Here is an 18,325-nt window from a genome sequence, read left to right on the forward strand (position 1 = left end):
GCATGAAAGCCGTTTAAATGATCGAAGGTTATGATGCGGCGTGCTGCGCCGCGGTCCTTCGCGTGACGAAATGGTGACAGCGTGTGCTGCAAAGCGCCGTGTGGTCGGGCTGGCGTGAGTGGGAAGTGTTCCCTTGCGCCGGCACACAAATCGGAATTTCGCGTGGTGGCTATAAAGGAGAATGTAAAAAATAGAAAGTTTGCGGATAGAGCGAGGTGCGTGAATACGCCATTGGCTCAGGGAATTCACTGAGCGATTTTCGGCTTTCGAAAATCATGCAAACTTTAAGCTGTTGCAATTCGGATGCAGTGCTTGCGTGGGTTAATAGTCCCTTAAGGTTCGCTGCACTAGCCTGATTCGTTTTGCGTCCGGAAGCGCGCTGGGCATGAGGGTGTCGATCAAACTTTCCGCGGTTGGCGTTGGTGACGATATCGACGCGATACATCGGTTTCGCAGTGCCCGTTTTGTGAATCGTTCTTCTGAAAGCGGTCGATTAATACGCCAGGTGTAACGTGTCGTGTCCAATTCATTGACGAGATATCGAGTGAAATACGGGGAGCGCCATGCGCATATTGCTCGTGGGAGATGACGCATCGACAGACGCTCAGTTGCGGCACGGTTTGCGCAAGGAGGGTTTCGCTGTGGACTGGCCGAAGGATGCGGAATCGGCCATGCTCGCGCTCCGAACGACCTCCTATGGCCTGGTGCTGCTCGATATCGGCGTATTGGGAAAGGACGGCCTGATGTTGCTCGCGAAGTTGCGGCAGCGAAACGATGCTACGCCCGTGATTGTGATTGCCGCGCGCGATGCGGCTCCGGACGGCGTCGCGGGCCTCGACGGCGGTGCCGACGATTACCTCGTCAAACCGTTTGCAATCGGTGAACTGCTGGCGCGCATCCGCGTGGTGAACCGGCACCAGACCGGGCGCGTGCAACCTTCGCTGCAAGTGGGCGCGTTGCGGCTCGACCCTGCACAACACCGCGTATGGTTGCGCGATCAGGAAGTGGCGGTGACCACGCGCGAGTTCGCACTGTTGCAGGAGCTCATGCGCGATCCGGCAATCGTCGTCACGCGCGCGCAACTCGAGGAGCGCCTGTATGGATGGAACGAAGAGATCGAGAGCAACGCAATCCAGGTGCATGTCCACAATCTGCGCCGCAAACTGGGCGGTGACGCCATCGACAACGTGCGCGGCGTGGGTTATCGCATCGGAAAACTCGCCTGAGCGCGGGACCTATGAGCGATTGCCCCGGCCGGCTGCACGTCGACGAAAACGGAGCGGCAAATCATCAGACGTGTGCAGGCTATGCGTTAGCTGAATGTTAGATGTTTGAAAACAGCCGGACGGTGCCGCGCGAGATGGCAACTTTGGCCGAACAATGGCAATGTGTTGGCAGAGCGGTCGGGATCCGTGTCGTTCGATCCGTTTCAACATGTCACCGTGCAAGGATAATTGCGCTCGCCGCGCCGAGGAGATGAACATGACGGCCCACGACTTTGCCGAGTTTTCCTGGGACGAACAGGCAGACGTCAAGGCGGTACTGACAAGCCGGGGCTTCGAGCTCGGCGAGTTCAGGATCACGGACAAGGACCAGGGGCCGGCCGATGGGGGAAAAGGGGCCATCCGGCAGATTTCCGTGACACGGCTTACCAACGGCAAGACCGAGGTCTACGACACCGACCACTTTGCCCCGTGGATCACCGATCTCGACGAGGCGCTGCTGGCCGGGAAATTCGACGACTGAGATTGCAAGGTTCACAATCGCCGGCGCGCGCTGTGGGCGCGTGCCTGCCATGCTACGATCGGCTCGAAACCATTTCTATCCGGGCGAGCCATGGCGACGTTGTACGACTTGCTGGGCGTCGGCGACGACGCGAACGACGAGGAACTCAAGCGCGCCTACCGGCGCTCCGCAATGAAAGCGCACCCTGACCGCAATGTGGGGCGCGAAGCGTCGGCGCATGCGCAGTTCCAGGCGATCAAGGAGGCGTACGCGATCCTTTCCGACCCCGTGCAGCGCCGCGTCTACGACGCGGTGTATGCCGAGGAAATGGGGCGTCTTTCCCGCGAGCGCGAGGAAGCCGCGCGTGCGCAGGCGGCGCGCGAGGCCGAGTATGCGCGGCACGTGTCCGTCGCGATGCGCTTCGCCGAGCAGGGGCACAATCGCGACGTCGTGTTCGGCGTATTGCTCGGGCGCGATTGCGAAGCGCAGCTCGCCGCGCGCATCGCCGACGGTGCGCTCGAGCTGCATCTGTCGCGGCAGGCAAAGACCGCATCGAACGAGCAAGGGGCGGGCGCCACAACCGACGACGCCGGGGAGCCGCAAGAGGAAATGCCGCAAGCCGCCCAGGAGCGCGCGCGCAGTGAGGAGCCTCATGCGAGCGCCGAGCGCGCTCAGGCGAACTTCTTCAGCTCACTCTGGCACGGGATGTTCGGCTTGCACCCTTGAGCCCGCGCGAATGACCGTACGAATTCGGCATCTGGAGGCCCATGCAGAGCCAGCGCGCGCAGTCTTGAACCCCCGTTGCGATGGCCTATAGTGAATCGGTATTCGTGAATGTCGACGCTCGAATGCGGGGGACCAGGCCATGTGCAATATATTGGGGTATCCGAAGCAATACCGGGGTTCGGGGCGCAGGCAGTTTCTCAAAGTGGCGGGTACGGCCGCGGTAGTTGGCCTGGCTACGGGGCCGCTCGCCACACCACCCGCGCGCGCCGATGCGTTGACCAAGGCGCAACGCGAGAAGATGACGCCCGAGCAGATCATCGATGTAATGAAGCAGGGAAACGCGCGCTTCCAGCACGGCGAACGCACGGCGCGCAATTACTTGCGAGAGCAAAGGGCGAGTGCGAGTGGTCAGTATCCCGCCGCGGTTTTGCTCAGTTGTATCGACTCGCGCGCACCTGCGGAAGTCATCATGGATCTCGGCATTGGCGATATTTTCAATTGCCGCGTGGCCGGCAACGTCGAGAACAACGACATTCTGGGCAGCATGGAGTTCGCGTGCAAGCTCGCCGGCGCAAAGGTCATCGTCGTGATGGGGCATACGGCCTGCGGCGCCATCAAGGGCGCCATTGCCAACGTCGAACTCGGCAATCTCACCGGATTGCTGGACCGGATCAAGCCTGCCGTGCAGGCAACGACTTATGAAGGCGATCGCTCCGCGTCGAACTACGCATTCGTCAACGCCGTGGCCCGCAAGAACGTCGAGATGACCGTCGCCAATATTCGTCAGAACAGTCCCGTGCTCGCGGAACTGGAGACCCAGGGGACGATCAAGATCGTCGGCGCGATGTACAACCTCGGAACCGGCGCCCTGGAGTTCTTCGGTTGACGATACCGGTATCGGAGCCTCGTTCGGCCTCCCGTCTTGCAAAGCCTGGCGTGTCCGCCTTGCACGTGTCGCGCGTTTCCGGCGCAATATAGACGTGCGGTAGCCGCGCAAGACAACGGGGAGGCGGACATGGAAAACTTCACGAGGCTGGAGTTGTTTTGCCGGCTATTCCTCGGGCTCTTCGTGGGTTTCTTTTGCGTCACAGCCGCGCTGTTCGTGCGTTACAAGGTGGCGAGTCCGCTTGTGCAAATCCCCGCCGTTCAGTTGAAAAGCGCGACGCAAGCCGTGGCGAGCGGCGCTCCGTCTAGACCCGTCGAATCCGCAGCCAGGTTGCGACCCGCAACGCCGTCGCTGGAGCCCGAGGAGAGGATACTCATCACCTCGTCCACTTCCACGCTCGTCACGTTCGTTGCGGCTGTCGTGGCCAACCTCCTGAGCTGGCGAAAGGGCAAGCGTCGGCGGCGGCCAAAAGAAAGCCGCGCGCCGTCCACGCGTCGCTCGACCTGAAGCGCGCGTCAAGGCAGCTTGCCGAGCATCGCGCTGAATTCGTCCTTGTTGAAGGCGCGCAGCGTCTGCGTGCGGATATTGCCCGCGGAGCCGAGTGCGAGGCCGAATGCCATGAATCCCGCTTCATCGGCGGCTTCGATGATCGTGACAATGTCATATTCACCCAGCGTCCAATAAATCTGCTTCATCTCGCAGCCGAAGGCCTTGGCCATTTCAGCGGTTTGAGTGGCGCGCTGCGCGCTGTTCTTGACCGTGCGGATACCTTGATCCGTAAATTCCGCAAGCACCACGTATGTCGGCATGACGATTCTCCTTACCAAAGTGACCCAGGCGGCTCATGCTCCATGACCGCTACGCACCGGCGGCAGGCCGGATGTTCTGATTGCAGTTGAAGAGGTTGTGCGGGTCATAGCGGGTCTTGACCGCAATGAGCCGTTCCATGTTCGGACCATAGGCGGCGGCCACGCGGCCGTGCTCTTCTTCGGTCAGGAAGTTCACATACACGCTACCCAACGCATAAGGCGCCGATGCCTCGAAGAAGTCGCGCGCCCAGCCGATGCAGCGCGCGTCGTCGGCGGGCTCGGTCCAGCGGCCATGCACGTTCATCACGTACAAGGCGTCGCGATTCGGATAGGCCGTGGCGTCCGGCGCCACGCGCATGGTTGCGCCGCCGATCATGCCGAAGAAGATTTCGCACTGCGGCGAGGGCAAGGTGCCGATCGCGGCGGTCAGGGCGTCGATCAGGCCGTCGGGTATCTCGGCGAGATTGTGCGACTTCCAGTAATTACGCTCGCCCGGCGTGAGCAGCGGATCGAAGGCCTTTTGCCATGCTGCGTAGGGCATCGGACCCAGATGCTCGCCGCAGGTTGGGCCAAAGCCGCGCACCGGCTCGACCGCGGCCGGCCCGTTTTCCAGCGGCCCGTTGTAGCAGATCGCGAAGACGATGACGGGCGTGCCGTGCACGCTGGCAGGCATGAAGGGCAGCGGCGGCGCGAGACGCAGCACGCTCCACACGGTCAGTTCTTCGGGCATGCTGGCCGCGGCTTCGCGGTATTTCACCAAGGCGTCCCTGGCGGCTGAGAGTGGCAGCACGACCAGCCCGCCGTAGACTTCGGGGCCGAGCGGGTGGACCGCGAACTCGAACATCGTCACTACGCCGAAGTTGCCGCCGCCGCCTCGAATGGCCCAGAAGAGATCGTCGTGCTCATTGGCGCTGGCGCGCAACATGGTGCCGTCGGCGGTCACGACGTCGGCCGCCACCAGATTATCGACGGTCATGCCAAAGCGCCGGCTGAGCCAGCCGAATCCGCCGCCGAGCGTCAGCCCGGCAACGCCCGTGGTCGAATTGATGCCAAGCGGTGTGGCAAGACCGAATGCCTGCGCTTCGTGATCGAAGTCGCCCAGCTTCGCGCCGGGTTCGACATAGGCGCGCTGCGTGGACGGCTCGACCCGCACCGATTTCATCGGCGAGAGGTCGATCACGAGCCCGCCGTCGCAGATCGCGCTGCCGGCGATATTGTGCCCGCCGCCGCGCACAGCAATCTTCAGGCCCGCGTCGCGGGCGAACGTCACCGCGTGCCGCACGTCGGCACAGCCCTGGCAACGCACGATCACCGCGGGACGGCGGTCGATCATGGCGTTCCAGATCTGCCGGGCTTCGTCGTAGCCCGCGTCCGCCGGCAGCAGTACTTGACCGCGCAACGCACCTCTCAATGTTTCGATGGAATCGCTCGACAGGCTGGACATCGCACACCTCTCATTCAGGAAGATCGCGAATACCGCATGGCGTGGTCCAGTGGCGCCGGGCAGCGCAACAGACCTGTCCGGAGTCATGCGCCGGGCAATGGATGCGGGACACGAGACGCAAATCTCGCAGGAAAGCGGGAAGAATCAGGCTTTCGTGAAGGCAGCCTGCCAGCCGGGGCGGGCGTTGCTGCGCAACCCGGCCGACGCGTGTTTCGGAGGAGGCGGGGCTGTATCAGGTTGCCGGACAACCCTGATTGATTGGCAATCCTGCATAGTTATGAAGAATGTCCGGCTGGATGCGGCGCGGCGCATGTTGCGGATGCTGGGGCGGCGTCGTCTCCTCGATATTTTAGCAAGCCGAATGCAGGGAACCTAAAATTTGTTCGCATGCTTCGGTAATTTTGCGGACATGCATGTAACTGACTAACGAGGAGTCTCACCATGACTCGAAAGTACATAGACTGCCGGGAGTTTCCCAGCGAAATGCATTGCACCGTGGCTATTTCCGCCGATTCGGACAAGGAGCTGCTTGAGGCCGCCGTACAGCACGCGGTAACGATTCACCACCACGCGGATTCGCCGGAATTGCGCGCACAGCTCGTCACGCTATTCCACGAGGGCACGCCGCCCGCGGAGGCTCCGCGCACGGCATGAGATGTCGGCTACGCAGTGAATCATTCAAAAAGCCGCCCCCATACCACGCGAATCCGGCGCGCGCGGTCTTCGAGCAGGAAGGACGCCGCGAGCGCGAACAATCCCGACATGGCACCCGTTAGGAGGTGCTCGAGAACGTGATTGTGATAGTGGCTCGTGTGAGACAAGGCGTCGCCTAACGCAGTCAGGCAGCCGATCACGAGCGCATTGCCGTATCGATTCTCGTACAACTTCGCCGCCGGCGTGAAGGTGAGCAGCACGGCCAGCGCGCCGGTGATGACGCCTGTCCTGAATGCGATGGCCCAGTGGACGACGCTCAGGACATTGGCCCAGCTCCCTGGCATGCAGGTCATGCATGCGCTGGTCGGCTGCCAGAAACGCTGGACAAACAGCTTGATGCGGCGGCTCTGCCATTCGCTTGTCATAACGCACTCCCCGATGGGCGGCATGAGGTTCTGGCGAGATTCTACCTTGTGCGCGACCGCACCAAAATGGACCCGTGGTATGTCCAATCCCATTGCCTAAAATGAAATGGCGCGCGGGGCCGGACCGGGACGACGCCTTACCCCGCACGCATGTCCGGAAACGTTGACTCGCACGGGGGAGCCGTCATGGCCTGCCAGGCCGGCACGCGCCATGCTCCCTATGGAATTCTTTAACGGAGGTCACATGAACGCAAGCAACAAGGGCGACGTGAGCGCATTCGTGCATACGGCCGAGCGCACGGGCGGCTGGATCTGGGTCATCTCGCTGGTCGACTTCGCCGCGCGAGACGTGCGGCGCATCTTCGTATCCGACGAGACCTACACCAATCAGCGCGCGGCGAAAGACGCGGGTGATGCCCGCCTCGAGGCGCTCGCGCACGACCAGTAGTCGTGCCGGGAGAACCCCATGTCCAGTCCCACAGGACCCTCGGCGCCCGAGGTGGCCATCGACGCCGGCAGTTATCGCGTGACGCGGCCCGAAAACCCTCAACAGGTCATCGATCTGTTGCGCAAGCACAAGATCGAGATCGTCGACCTCAAATTCACCGATCTGCCCGGTCTCTGGCAGCACTTCTCCATCACCTTGCCCGAGGTGCACGAAGGTCTGTTTGCCGACGGCATAGGCTTCGACGGCTCGTCGATTCGCGGCTTCCAGGAAATTCAGGAATCCGATATGTTGCTGAAGCCCGATCCCACGACCGCCTTCGTCGACCCCGTGAGCGACACGCCCACGCTCTCGCTGATCTGCGACGTGGTCGATCCCGTGCTGCATCAGCCGTATTCGCGCGATCCGCGCTACATCGCGAAGAAGGCCGAAGCGTACTTGCGGCAGACCGGCATTGCGAAGACGTGCTACTTCGGGCCCGAGCTCGAGTTCTTCATCTTCGATTCGATCCGGTTCGGCCAGGATGCGCACAGCGGCTACTACTATGTCGACTCCGCCGAAGGGGACTGGAATACCGGCAGCGACGAAGGCGCGTTCGGCGGCGGCAATCTCGGCTACAAATCGCGCTACAAGGAGGGCTACTTCCCGGTGCCGCCGCACGACACGCTGCAGGACATTCGCTCGGAAATCGTGCTCTTGCTGCTGCAGGCCGGCGTGCAGGTGGAAGTGCATCACCACGAGGTGGCGACGGCGGGGCAGAACGAGATCGACATGCGCTTTTCCACGCTCACGCGCATGGCCGACAACGTGATGATCTACAAGTACATTTGCAAGAATGTGGCGCGCCAGCACGGCAAGGTGGCGACCTTCATGCCCAAGCCGCTCTTTGCCGACAACGCGAGCGGCATGCACTGCCACCAGAGCCTCTGGAACGATGGCGAAAATCTGTTCTACGACGCCCACGGCTGGGCGCTCACGTCGGCGCTGTGCCGCTGGTACATCGGCGGCCTGCTCAAGCATGCGCCGGCGCTGATGGCCTTGTGCGCACCCACCACGAATTCCTATAAGCGCCTCGTGCCCGGCTACGAGGCGCCCGTGAATCTGGCGATGTCACAACGCAACCGCTCGGCGGCCGCGCGCATTCCCGCGTATTCCGATTCGCCCAACGCGCGGCGTGTCGAGTTCCGCTGTCCGGATCCCTCGGCCAACGCGTACCTCGCATTCGCGGCAATGCTGATGGCGGGACTCGACGGCATCGAGAACAAGACGGACCCCGGCGATCCGCTCGACGTCAACATTTACGATCTGCCGCCCGAGAAAGCGAAGAACGTGCGCCAGGTGCCGGGTTCGCTCGACGAAGCGCTCAAGGCGCTCGAGGCCGACAACGAGTTCCTGCGCAGAGGCGATGTCTTCACCGAGGATGTGATCGATACCTGGCTCGAGTACAAGCGCAAGCGCGAGATTGACGCGGTCAGAATCCGGCCGCATCCGTGGGAGTTCTATCTGTACTTCGACGTTTGATGCTGCGCCAGGCCAGGGAGGCTTAGCGGCGGCGGCGAGTTCGGCCGCCGCGTCAATACCCGCACCCCGGCGCGGCTCAACGTGCAGCCGAACACGCGCGCTTACGGGAAAATCGGCGTCGTGGGCTCGGCGCCTTCCGGATCCGCCCTTGGAACATGCTTCGCGACCGTCTGCGCGATTTCCTCCTCGCGCGAGGCGGGCACGTCGGCCATGATCAGGAATTGCCCGTCACGGATGGCCTCGCGAAAGCGTTCGAGCCGCGCGTTCGGCTCATCCACGCCGATCATGGCAGCCGTCCACGCGCCGAAGCCCGCGCCCGCCAGCGTCAAGGCCACGACCGCGCCGCCGCCGATCACGAGCTCCGCCGGCGGAAAGACCAGCGCCGCGAGGCCCACAATGGCGCCGGCCGCGCCGCCCAGCGCCACGCCGCGCTCAAGCGCGTGCACGACGTCGCTGCTCTGCAGCAACGAGGCACCGGGCAGCTCATCGAGCTGGACCGTGTGGTTTGCGAGCACGTGCAGATGCCGCCAGGTGATGCGTGCCAGCAGCAGGTCGTCCACGACGGCCCTGGCCGTGGGAATGTCAGGTGCCAGGAAATAAAGACGTCTCATGTTGGCCCCCTTCGCTCGAGCGAGTGTGCGCCACGCGGCAATATTTCATGGTACGCCTGCTGCAGCGAAGTGGCGTGTCGCGCCTCGCGCCGGGCGCAGCGGTTGAATTTACCTGGCCAGGCGGCATCGCCACGGTACAACTCCGCGCGCAACTGCATCACGGACGTGTAGGATAGAAAGCGTCGTGCCAATCAGCACAGGTGCCCCATGACCTCAAATTCTCGTGAGCCTCACAATGCCGATGCCGAGGCGCTGGCTACCCTCGCTGAATATCTCGAGCTGCTGCTGGACCGGGGGCAGAGCCTGATTCTGGTTCGCAGCCACGCGGAGAGCAGCGACATCTTTCTCGGCGACGCGAGCGAACCCGAGGAGGGATGGACTCGCCACGGCGCGATTCGAAACGCGATGGCGAGCGCCGTGCTGGGCGTCACCCAGTCCGGGTTCAACGAGCTCACCATCGGCGGGCAAACTTACCGCTTCGTGCGGGCCTTCACGCAAGTCGCCAACCAGGGCGCCGTGGTTTTTAGCGCTGCCTAGCGAACGCACCGCTCAAGCACACCCCCGCGAGAAGACCTACGATATTTGAAAACACCAAGGAGGCCGTCATGACCACGGCTGCCAGTTTTCAAATCGGCTACACGCAGTATCTCGGCCCCGACGGCGAGCCCGTTCATCCGCTGCCGTCCTTCGCGAGCGATGCTCAGGCGCTCCTGCCGCTCTATCGCGCCATGGTGCTGACGAGGGCGTTCGACACCAAGGCGGTGGCCCTGCAACGTACGGGCCAGCTCGGCACCTTTGCTTCGTCGGTGGGCCAGGAGGCGATCGGCGTGGGCGTGGCCAGCGCGATGCGGCCCGAAGACGTGCTGTTTCCTTCCTATCGCGACCACGCGGCCCAGTTGCTGCGCGGCGTCACGATGACCGAAAGCCTGCTCTACTGGGGCGGCGACGAGCGTGGCAGCGACTTCAGCGTGCCGCGTCTGGACTTTCCGAACTGCGTGCCGATCGGTACCCAGGTTTGTCATGCGGCCGGCGCCGCCTACGCGTTCCAGCTGCGCAAGGAGCCGCGCGTCGCGGTGGCGATTTTCGGCGATGGCGCCACCTCCAAGGGCGATTTCTACGAGGCGATGAACTTTGCCGGCGCGTGGCAGGCGCCGCTCGTGCTCGTCATCAACAACAACCAGTGGGCGATTTCGCTGCCGCGCAGCCAGCAGAGCGCGGCGCGCACGCTCGCACAAAAGGCGGTCGCGGCGGGCATCGACGGCGTGCAGGTCGACGGCAACGACGTGATTGCCGTGCATCACGTGGTGGCGGCGGCGCTCGCGAAGGCGCGGCGCGGCGACGGCCCCACGCTGATCGAAGCGCTCAGCTATCGCCTGGGCGACCACACGACGGCCGACGACGCCACCCGCTATCGCGACGCCGAGGTGCTCAGCCAGCAGTGGGAATTGGAGCCGCTGCGCCGCTTGCGGTCGTACCTGATGCGCACGAAGGTGCTGGACAAGGCGCAGGACGAGCAGCTCGGCAAGGCGTGTCATGCTGAGGTCGAGCAGGCGGTCGAGGCGTATCTCGCGGTCGCGCCACCGGATGTGGCGTCGATGTTCGATCATCTCTTCGAGGTGCTGCCGCTCGCGATGCGCGAGCAACTGGCGATGGCGCAGCGCTTCGCTCAGGCTGCGCCCGTTGCGGAGAACGGCCATGGCTGACTTGAACATGGTCGAGGCGATCAATCTCGCGCTCGCGTGGGCGCTCGAGCACGACCCCGACGTCGTGCTGCTCGGCGAGGACATCGGCGTGAACGGCGGCGTGTTCCGCACGACGGCGGGCTTGCAGGCGCGCTTTGGCGCGCAGCGCGTGATCGATACGCCGCTCGCGGAAACGGCGATCGGCGGCACGGCGGTCGGCATGGCCGCCATGGGGCTGAAGCCGGTTGCGGAGATTCAGTTCAGCGGCTTCATTTATCCGGCCATCGATCATGTGCTGAACCATGCGTCGCGTTTGCGGCACAGGACGCGCGGCAGGCTCGGCTGTCCGCTCGTGATCCGCTCGCCATGCGGTGCGGGCATCCACGCGCCCGAGCACCACTCCGAAAGCCCCGAAGCCTTGTTTGCGCACATTCCGGGCTTGCGCGTCGTGACGCCGTCGTCGCCCGCGCGTGCCTATGGGTTGCTGCTAGCGGCCATCCGCGACCCGGACCCGGTGATGTTCTTCGAGCCCACGCGCCTCTACCGCCTCTTCAGGCAGTCCGTGGAGGACAACGGCGAGGCACTGCCGCTCGACTGTTGCTACGTGCTGCGCGACGGCGCGGACGTGACACTCGTGAGCTGGGGCGGCGCGCTTCAGGAAGCGCTTGCGGCCGCCGATCTGCTCGCGCAGGAGGGCGTGAGCGCGGAAGTGATCGACGTGGCCACGCTCAAGCCGCTCGACATGGAGACGATTCTTGCCTCGGTGGCCAAAACGGGGCGCTGCGTGATCGTGCACGAAGGTTCGCGCACGGGCGGCGTGGGCGCGGAGATTGCTGCCGGTATCGCGGAGCGCGGCCTGTACTCGTTGCTTGCGCCGGTGCAGCGCGTGACGGGTTATGACGTGGTGGTTCCGCTCTACAGACTCGAAAGTCACTACATGCCGGGCACCACGCGCATCGTCGCGGCGGTCAGGCAAGCGCTGGAGGCGCAGTGAAACCATGAAGATCTTCAAGCTGCCCGATCTGGGCGAGGGCCTCCAGGAAGCGGAAATCGTCGAATGGCACGTCAAGAGCGGGGACGAGATTCGCGCGGACCAGCCGCTCGTTTCGGTCGAGACGGCCAAGGCGATCGTCGAGATTCCATCGCCGCAATCGGGCCGCGTGGCGAAGCTGTTCGGCAAGCCCGGCGACATCGTGCATCTGGGGGCGCCGCTGGTCGCGTTCGAAGGCGATACTGCGGGGGCCGAGGATGCCGATGCCGGCACCGTGGTCGGCCACATGGAAGTGGGCCGGCAACTGGTGCAGGAGGCGCCGGCTGCGCTCGGCGGCGGCACGGGGGCGGGGCACGGCGCCATCAAGGCGATGCCCGCGGTGCGGGCGCTCGCGCGCAAGCTCGACATCGATCTCGCGATGGTGACGCCTTCGGGGCCCGAGGGCGTGATCACGGCAGCCGACGTGCAGCGCGCGGCCAAGCTGCTCGCCGAGCTCGGTCCGCCCGAAGTGCTGCGCGGCGTGCGCCGTGCGATGGCGCACAACATGGCGCGCGCCCAGAACGAAGTGGCGGCCGCAACCGTTATCGACGATGCCGATATTCACGCGTGGCCGCCCCATACCGACGTGACGATCCGTCTGGTCCGCGCGCTGGTGTCCGGGTGCCATGTGGAGCCGGGGCTCAACGCATGGTTCGACGCGAAGATGGAGCGGCGCCACGTGCTCGCGAAAATCGATCTGGGCATTGCCGTGGATCTGCCGGACGGCTTGTTCGTGCCGGTGCTGCGCGACGTCGCGCATCGCGATTCGGCCGGACTGCGCGCCGGGCTCGACCGCATGCGCGTCGATATTCGCGCGCGCAAGATTCCGCCCGAGGAAATGCGTGGCAATACGATTACGTTGTCGAACTTCGGCATGATTGCCGGTAAATATGCGGCGCCCGTGGTGGTGCCGCCCACGGTGGCGATCCTTGGCGCGGGGCGCATCCACGATCAGGTCGTGGCGCACGAGGGCGCGCCCGCCGTGCACCGGATCTTGCCGCTGAGCCTCACATTCGATCATCGGGTGGTCACGGGCGGGGAGGCCGCACGCTTTCTGCGCGCCGTCATCAAGGACCTCGAGTTGCCGCAATAGCGATGGCGCGCGGCGTCTGCCGCTAGAATGGCCATCGTCGGCGCCGCGTTGCGCACCGGCGCTTGCCGAATTTTCTTGCCATAGCCCTATCGATCCACGCGTGAAGACCTCTACCCTCGAACAACTGCGCGACGGGCAACTCGCCGGCGCACGACAGCTCAAGCTCGCTTGCGGGTTGAGCGAATTTCCACGCGAGATTTTCGACCTCGCCGACACGCTCGAAGTGCTCGACCTCTCCGGCAATGCGCTCAACGCGCTGCCCGACGATTTGCCGAAGTTGCGCAAGCTGCGCATTCTGTTCGCCTCGAATAACCCGTTCACCGAGTTGCCGGCCGTGCTTGGCGACTGCGAATCGCTGAGCATGGTCGGCTTCAAGGCGAACCGGATCCAGCACGTTCCGGCGCGTGCGCTGCCGCTGCCATTGCGCTGGCTGATCCTCACCGACAACGCCATCGAAACGCTGCCGGACGAGATCGGCGAGCGGCGGAATCTGCAGAAGCTGATGCTGGCGGGCAACCGGCTGCGCGCGTTGCCCGAGACCATGGCGGCATTGAACCGTCTGGAACTGCTGCGCATTTCCGCAAACCATCTCGACGCGTTGCCCGAGTGGCTGCTGCGTCTGCCGCGGCTCGCGTGGCTCGCCTACGCCGGCAATCCGCTGAACGCCGCGCGCGAGCGCGCCGCATTGGCGAATGCGCCGGTGCCCGACATCGACTGGCATACGCTCGCGCTCGGGCAAGCGTTGGGCGAGGGTGCATCGGGCGTGATTCATCGCGCGACGCGTCTGCTGCGCGACGGGCATCCGGTCGAGGCCGTTGCCGTCAAGCTGTTCAAGGGGGCCGTGACGAGCGATGGTTTGCCCGACCTCGAAATGGCCGCCTGTCTGCAAGCCGGCGCGCACCCGAATCTCATTCCTGTGCTCGGCAAGATCACCGGGCATCCGCTCGACGAGCATGGCCTCGTGATGGCGTTGATCGATCCGGCGTTCCGCAATCTCGCGGGGCCACCAAGCCTCGACTCGTGCACGCGCGACGTGTATGCGGACGACGTATGGTTCGATCGGACGATTGCCTTGCGGATCGCGCGAGGGATGGCGTCGGCGGCGCGGCATCTGCACCGGCGCGGGATCATGCACGGCGATCTGTATGCGCACAACATTCTGCACGACGGTGCGGGGCACGTATTGCTCGGCGACTTCGGCGCGGCGTCGTTTCATGATGCAGGCGATTGCGCACGGGCGCAGGCGCTCGAGCGGATCGAGGTGCGCGCGTTCGGCTGCCTGCTCGAAGAGCTCGCGCAACGCCTGGCCGGGAAAGCGGCTGACGGCTCCGCTGAGTTCGATGCGCTGATTGCGGATTGTCTCGGCGAGCATGTCGAGATGCGGCCATCGTTCGATGAGATCGTCGAGCGGCTGGAGGCGTTGAGCGATTGAGCGGAGTCTGTCTGTCCAGCCGTGTAGTGCGCCGCTTGTGCGGGCACTTGGCGCGTTTTATTCACGCGATGCGTTGAGGGTGTCCTGGACTGTCGCCAGCTCGTCAAGCAACGCCTTCGCTTCCCGCAAGTCGGCGGTATCGTGGCCCTCGGTAAACCAGCCATAGACTTCGGAAAGCAGCTCCCTGGCCTCAGCAATCATTCCCGCGCGCTGCCACCGGCGGGCCAGGCTCGAAGCCGCGCGCAATTCCAGCGATTTCGCATTGCGTTCGCGCGCCAGCTCGAGCGCTTTGCGAAAGCAGGCTTCGGCCTCGTTGCCGGATGCGGATTGGCCGTTGCCATCGTTTTCCGCGCCGAGCAACAGGATGCCCTTGAGTCGATGCAACTCGGCCTCGTAGCAATGCTCTCCGGCCGTCTCGGCGATCGACATGGCCTCGTCGAGCACGCGCAAAGCGGCTTCCCTGTCGCCCGCGATCCCGTGGCTTTCGGCAAGCAGTGCCAGAAAGTACGAACGCTCCTCCTCGCCACCGTGGGCACGTTGATCGGCTAGCCCTTCGCGCATCTGCGCAATGCCTTCTTGAAGACGATCCCGCCTCGTCAGGGCCCAGCCGCGCAGCGCGATGCCCCACGCGAGCCAGTAGGGCAACCCTTGATCGGACGTGACCGCCATGGCGGCTTCGGCGCGTTCGAGCGTCAGCGCTACCTCGCCCCTTAGCTGGTGCAATTCGGCACCGTAGGCCAAAGCGAACGCGAGGGTTGGGCCATAAGCGAGTTGCCGCGCGAGGGCCAGCGCCTCGAGGCTGCGCTCGCGCGCCTGATCGGGGTAGCCCTGATGCCAGAGCGTCATCGCGAGGTAGTTCAGCGCCCGGATGCCCGGATCCACGCCATGAGCGAAGACATGGGCCTGATGCTGCGCCGGGTCGTAGAGCGCAAGGGCGCGCTCATGGTGCTCGCGGCTGGCGGCGAATTCGCCGAGGAAGAACAGGCACACACCCAGTGCGCTATGTGCCTCGACAAGCAATCCGGAGTCCTTTTCATCGCCGGCCATGCGCAGCATTCGCTCACTCAGCTCGCGCGCCGTTGCGTACTCGGCGCGCGAAATATAGTGAATCCTCAAGCCCAGAAGCGCGGAAAAGAGCTCCGACGCTTCCCCGATCTGCTCGCACAATTGCAGCGCGCGCGTGTAAGTCGCCGCCACTTCGGGCGCACCATAGCCTTGCACGTCCATCAGCGCGGGCCCCAGCGAAAGCAGCAGCGTCAGCTCCCGGCGTGCGCGCGCGGGCGTTTCGGGCAGGCGCTTGAGTAATTCCAGCGCCGCCCGCAGATGGCGCATTGCGTCCAGATGCGCGGCATGCCGAACCGCCTGCTGTGCGGCCCGGTGCAGGTACTCCACGGCCTTCGGAATATTGCCGCTCAGGCTGTAGTGATGCGCCAGTTCACTGCAATAGTCGGTGATGCGCGTGGGGAACAACGTCTCGATGGCCTGCGCCGTGCGCTCATGCAGAACGTTGCGCCGGTCCGTCAGCAGCGAGTGGCCCGCGACCTCCTGGGTCAGCCCATGCTTGAACGAATATTCGACCTCCGGATACGCGGCCCGCTCGTAAATGAATTCCGCCGCCGCGAGGTGGGCCAGCAGCTGGCGCAGATCGTTGTCCGTCTGTGCCACCTGACCGATGCATATGCACTGGAGCAGGCTGAACGGAAATTCCTTGCCGATCACGGCGAGCGTCTGCAACAGCTCTTTCTCGGCCACCGGCAGCCGGTCGATACGGGCGGCGAGCACGCCCTGGACGGTGGTGGGAATATGCAGGGCGGCGGGCGTGTGCCCGATCCGGTAGCGGCCGGGCTCGCCGAGCAGCGATTGCTCTTCCGCGAGCGTCTGGACGACTTCCTCCATGAAGAACGGATTGCCCTCGGTTTTCTCCTGAATGAGGCGCTTGAGCGCGTCGAGCGAAGGATCGTCGCCCAGCAGCGCGGTGAGCAGCCCCTGGACTTCCGCCGGGCGTAGCGGCTCGAGCCGGAGCTGGGCGTAATGACCGGGCCAGCCGGGCTCGTACTCGGGCCGAAAGTTCAGCAACAGCAGCAGATGCGCGCGGGTGGAGCGCTCGATCAGGCATGCCAGGAATGCTTCGGTCTCCCGGTCCAGCCATTGCAGGTCCTCGAACAGCAGCGCGACGGGTTGATCGTCGCTCTCGCGCGTCAGCAGCTTGATGATGGCGTCGAAGGTGCGATCGCGCCGGATCTGCGGATCCATGTCCGGCAGTGCCGAACCGCGCTCGCCAATGCCGAGCAGATAAAGCAGGTAAGGCACGAGATCCTCGAAGCTGCGTTCGAGCGTGAGCACCTTTCCCGTGACCTTTTCGCGGCACTGCCGCTCGTCGTCCTCGGGCACGATCTGGAAATAGTTCTTTAACAGGTCGATCAGCGGCAGATAGGCAAAAGCTTTGCCATGCGAGACTGAAAACGTTTCCAGCAGCAGGCAGCCGCGCCGCGAGCGCTCCTTGAATTCGTGGAACAAGCGTGACTTGCCGACTCCGGCTTCGCCCGCCACGGCCACGACCTGCCCGTGTCCCGCCTTGACTTGCTCGAGCGCCTCGTGCAGCTGCTCCAGCTCAGCTTGACGGCCCACGAACTGCGCCAGCCCGCGATGCGCCGAGAGCTGCAAGCGCGTACGCAACGCGCCGAGACCCTGGACCTCGTACACCACGAGCGGATCGGGAATGCCCTTGACTTGCGTGGCGCCCAGCGCCTTGAACTCGAAATAGCCCTCGGCCAGCTTGTGCGTGAATTCGCTCACGAGGATCGAAGAGGGCGTGGCGATGCTCTCCATGCGCGACGCAATGTTGATCGTGTGCCCGACCGGATCGTAGTGGGTGTGCAAGTCGTCCGTGCGGATCGAGTGCACGACGACCTCGCCGGTATGGACGCCCACGCGGATCTGCAGCGCAATGCCTTTCTCCAGACGAATGCTGTCGCTGTGGCGCCGCATCGTCTGCTGCATGCGCAGCGCCGCATAGAGCGCGCGCTGTGCATGGTCTTCGTGGGCGATGGGGGCGCCGAACAGCGCGAGGATGCCGTCACCCAGCGACTTGGCGACGTAGCCCTCGTAGTAATGGACAGCTTCCATCATTAGCGCCACGACGGGCTCGATGAGCCGGTGGGCCTCTTCGGGATCGAGGTTGTGAATCAAGGCCGTGGAGCCGGCCATGTCGGCGAAGAGCGCCGTGATCATCTTGCGCTCGCCGGCCGTTTCACCGCGCGCCTCCATGGCCGCCTGCTCGGCGCGAATGCGCTCGACCAGATGGTGCGGCGTGTACTGGATAGGCGCGGGCGGCGCATGCCAATCCGCAGGCGGGCGCGCGGAGGAGGCGGCAGGCGCGTCGGCGAGGGGCGCGCCGCACGCGTTGCAGAACCGGGCGGACGGGCTCGCCTCGTGCCCGCAGCGCGGGCAGGCGCGCAGCAGCATGGCGCCGCACGCCTCACAGAATCTGGCGCCGGTGAGGTTATCGAATCCGCAGTTTGCGCAGCGCATATGACCTGGTCCTTGCCCCGTGCCCGCGATTAAACATTAGGCGCGGTGTGCGCCTGCGGCAAGACCGTGCCAGCCCGTAGCGGCGGCCGGAGAGCGCAACGGCAGCGGCGTGGCTGGCGCGCGCTGCAACACCTGTGAGCCGGCCCTAAAGGATTGAATTCTCCAGCCGATATGCGGATGAGGCATCATTGCGAGCATTCGTCCTGTTCGCCGGCCACGCTCGTGCAAGCGAACTGTGCTTGCCGCCCGGATCGAAGGGGCGGCCGCGCGATGGCTGACATGTTTCGAAGCATCGAATGAAGCCGTTAATG

The 18,325-nt window shown here is 64.4% G+C and carries 20 protein-coding genes; 14 read left to right on the forward strand and 6 right to left on the reverse strand.

Annotated features, from left to right (window positions below):
- Positions 1–169: 169 nt before the first annotated feature.
- The gene (locus tag E1956_RS37635) at positions 170–445 is read right to left on the reverse strand and encodes a hypothetical protein (RefSeq protein WP_134758434.1); all 276 of its coding nucleotides are present in this window, start codon (positions 443–445) and stop codon (positions 170–172) included.
- 118 nt (positions 446–563) lie between these two features.
- Between E1956_RS37635 and E1956_RS37640 the strand changes: the two genes are divergently transcribed.
- The 5 genes from E1956_RS37640 to E1956_RS37660 all read left to right on the forward strand — a co-directional run bounded on the left by E1956_RS37640 (position 564) and on the right by E1956_RS37660 (position 3,844).
- Positions 564–1,226, forward strand: coding sequence for a response regulator (locus E1956_RS37640; protein ID WP_134758435.1), 663 nt, complete (start codon positions 564–566; stop codon positions 1,224–1,226).
- Between the two features lie 256 nt (positions 1,227–1,482).
- Positions 1,483–1,746 carry a hypothetical protein gene (locus E1956_RS37645; RefSeq protein WP_134758436.1) on the forward strand — a complete coding sequence of 88 codons (264 nt, stop codon included), beginning with the start codon at positions 1,483–1,485 and terminating at the stop codon, positions 1,744–1,746.
- Between the two features lie 90 nt (positions 1,747–1,836).
- Positions 1,837–2,451, forward strand: coding sequence for a J domain-containing protein (locus tag E1956_RS37650; RefSeq protein ID WP_134758437.1), 615 nt, complete (start codon positions 1,837–1,839; stop codon positions 2,449–2,451).
- A 139-nt stretch (positions 2,452–2,590) separates the two neighbouring features.
- Complete coding sequence (locus tag E1956_RS37655) at positions 2,591–3,337, forward strand: carbonic anhydrase family protein (protein WP_134758438.1); 747 nt, start codon at positions 2,591–2,593, stop codon at positions 3,335–3,337.
- A 129-nt stretch (positions 3,338–3,466) separates the two neighbouring features.
- Entirely contained in the window at positions 3,467–3,844 is a 378-nt protein-coding gene (locus E1956_RS37660; RefSeq protein ID WP_134758439.1) for a hypothetical protein, read from the forward strand.
- A gap of 8 nt (positions 3,845–3,852) precedes the next feature.
- Here the strand turns inward: E1956_RS37660 and E1956_RS37665 are convergent, their stop codons facing one another.
- Together E1956_RS37665 and E1956_RS37670 are read right to left on the reverse strand one after the other, a co-directional pair.
- Positions 3,853–4,146, reverse strand: coding sequence for a GYD domain-containing protein (locus tag E1956_RS37665; RefSeq protein WP_134758440.1), 294 nt, complete (start codon positions 4,144–4,146; stop codon positions 3,853–3,855).
- A gap of 49 nt (positions 4,147–4,195) precedes the next feature.
- Positions 4,196–5,590: an FAD-binding oxidoreductase gene (locus E1956_RS37670; RefSeq protein ID WP_134758441.1), complete on the reverse strand. Its 1,395-nt coding sequence runs from the start codon at positions 5,588–5,590 to the stop codon at positions 4,196–4,198.
- Here E1956_RS37670 and E1956_RS37675 point away from each other — a divergent pair.
- Entirely contained in the window at positions 5,565–5,966 is a 402-nt protein-coding gene (locus tag E1956_RS37675) for a hypothetical protein (RefSeq protein WP_134758442.1), read from the forward strand. The genes E1956_RS37670 and E1956_RS37675 overlap by 26 nt on opposite strands.
- 65 nt (positions 5,967–6,031) lie before the next feature.
- Positions 6,032–6,244 (forward strand): DUF1059 domain-containing protein, encoded by a 213-nt coding sequence (locus E1956_RS37680; protein ID WP_134758443.1) that lies wholly within the window; start codon positions 6,032–6,034, stop codon positions 6,242–6,244.
- 20 nt (positions 6,245–6,264) lie between these two features.
- On the opposite strand, the gene E1956_RS37685 is transcribed toward E1956_RS37680, so the two are convergent.
- Positions 6,265–6,669, reverse strand: a complete 405-nt coding sequence (locus E1956_RS37685) for a hypothetical protein (protein WP_134758444.1) — start codon at positions 6,667–6,669, stop codon at positions 6,265–6,267.
- A gap of 244 nt (positions 6,670–6,913) precedes the next feature.
- On the opposite strand from E1956_RS37685, the gene E1956_RS37690 reads away from it, so the two are divergent.
- Both E1956_RS37690 and glnA read left to right on the forward strand, forming a co-directional pair.
- Positions 6,914–7,117 (forward strand): hypothetical protein, encoded by a 204-nt coding sequence (locus tag E1956_RS37690; protein WP_134758445.1) that lies wholly within the window; start codon positions 6,914–6,916, stop codon positions 7,115–7,117.
- Between the two features lie 18 nt (positions 7,118–7,135).
- Entirely contained in the window at positions 7,136–8,635 is a 1,500-nt protein-coding gene (gene glnA, locus E1956_RS37695; RefSeq protein ID WP_134758446.1) for a type I glutamate--ammonia ligase, read from the forward strand.
- Positions 8,636–8,736: 101 nt separating this feature from the next.
- On the opposite strand, the gene E1956_RS37700 is transcribed toward glnA, so the two are convergent.
- Positions 8,737–9,246, reverse strand: a complete 510-nt coding sequence (locus tag E1956_RS37700) for a DUF1269 domain-containing protein (RefSeq protein WP_134758447.1) — start codon at positions 9,244–9,246, stop codon at positions 8,737–8,739.
- A 207-nt stretch (positions 9,247–9,453) separates the two neighbouring features.
- Here E1956_RS37700 and E1956_RS37705 point away from each other — a divergent pair, with 207 nt between their 5' ends.
- The 5 genes from E1956_RS37705 (at position 9,454) to E1956_RS37725 (ending at position 14,483) form a co-directional block, all read left to right on the forward strand.
- Positions 9,454–9,783: a hypothetical protein gene (locus E1956_RS37705; protein WP_134758448.1), complete on the forward strand. Its 330-nt coding sequence runs from the start codon at positions 9,454–9,456 to the stop codon at positions 9,781–9,783.
- A gap of 68 nt (positions 9,784–9,851) precedes the next feature.
- The gene (gene pdhA, locus E1956_RS37710; RefSeq protein ID WP_134758449.1) at positions 9,852–10,949 is read left to right on the forward strand and encodes a pyruvate dehydrogenase (acetyl-transferring) E1 component subunit alpha; all 1,098 of its coding nucleotides are present in this window, start codon (positions 9,852–9,854) and stop codon (positions 10,947–10,949) included.
- On the forward strand, positions 10,942–11,922 hold the full coding sequence (locus E1956_RS37715; RefSeq protein ID WP_134758450.1) for an alpha-ketoacid dehydrogenase subunit beta: 981 nt from the start codon (positions 10,942–10,944) through the stop codon (positions 11,920–11,922). Before pdhA ends, E1956_RS37715 begins: the two co-directional genes overlap by 8 nt.
- A gap of 4 nt (positions 11,923–11,926) precedes the next feature.
- The gene (locus E1956_RS37720) at positions 11,927–13,051 is read left to right on the forward strand and encodes a dihydrolipoamide acetyltransferase family protein (protein WP_134758451.1); all 1,125 of its coding nucleotides are present in this window, start codon (positions 11,927–11,929) and stop codon (positions 13,049–13,051) included.
- 100 nt (positions 13,052–13,151) lie between these two features.
- Positions 13,152–14,483, forward strand: a complete 1,332-nt coding sequence (locus E1956_RS37725) for a leucine-rich repeat-containing protein kinase family protein (protein WP_167760256.1) — start codon at positions 13,152–13,154, stop codon at positions 14,481–14,483.
- A gap of 57 nt (positions 14,484–14,540) precedes the next feature.
- Here the strand turns inward: E1956_RS37725 and E1956_RS37730 are convergent, their stop codons facing one another.
- The gene (locus tag E1956_RS37730; protein ID WP_134758452.1) at positions 14,541–18,014 is read right to left on the reverse strand and encodes an adenylate/guanylate cyclase domain-containing protein; all 3,474 of its coding nucleotides are present in this window, start codon (positions 18,012–18,014) and stop codon (positions 14,541–14,543) included.
- Between the last annotated feature and the right edge of the window lie 311 nt (positions 18,015–18,325).

This window comes from Paraburkholderia pallida, from assembly GCF_004524855.1.
GTDB lineage: Bacteria > Pseudomonadota > Gammaproteobacteria > Burkholderiales > Burkholderiaceae > Paraburkholderia > Paraburkholderia oxyphila.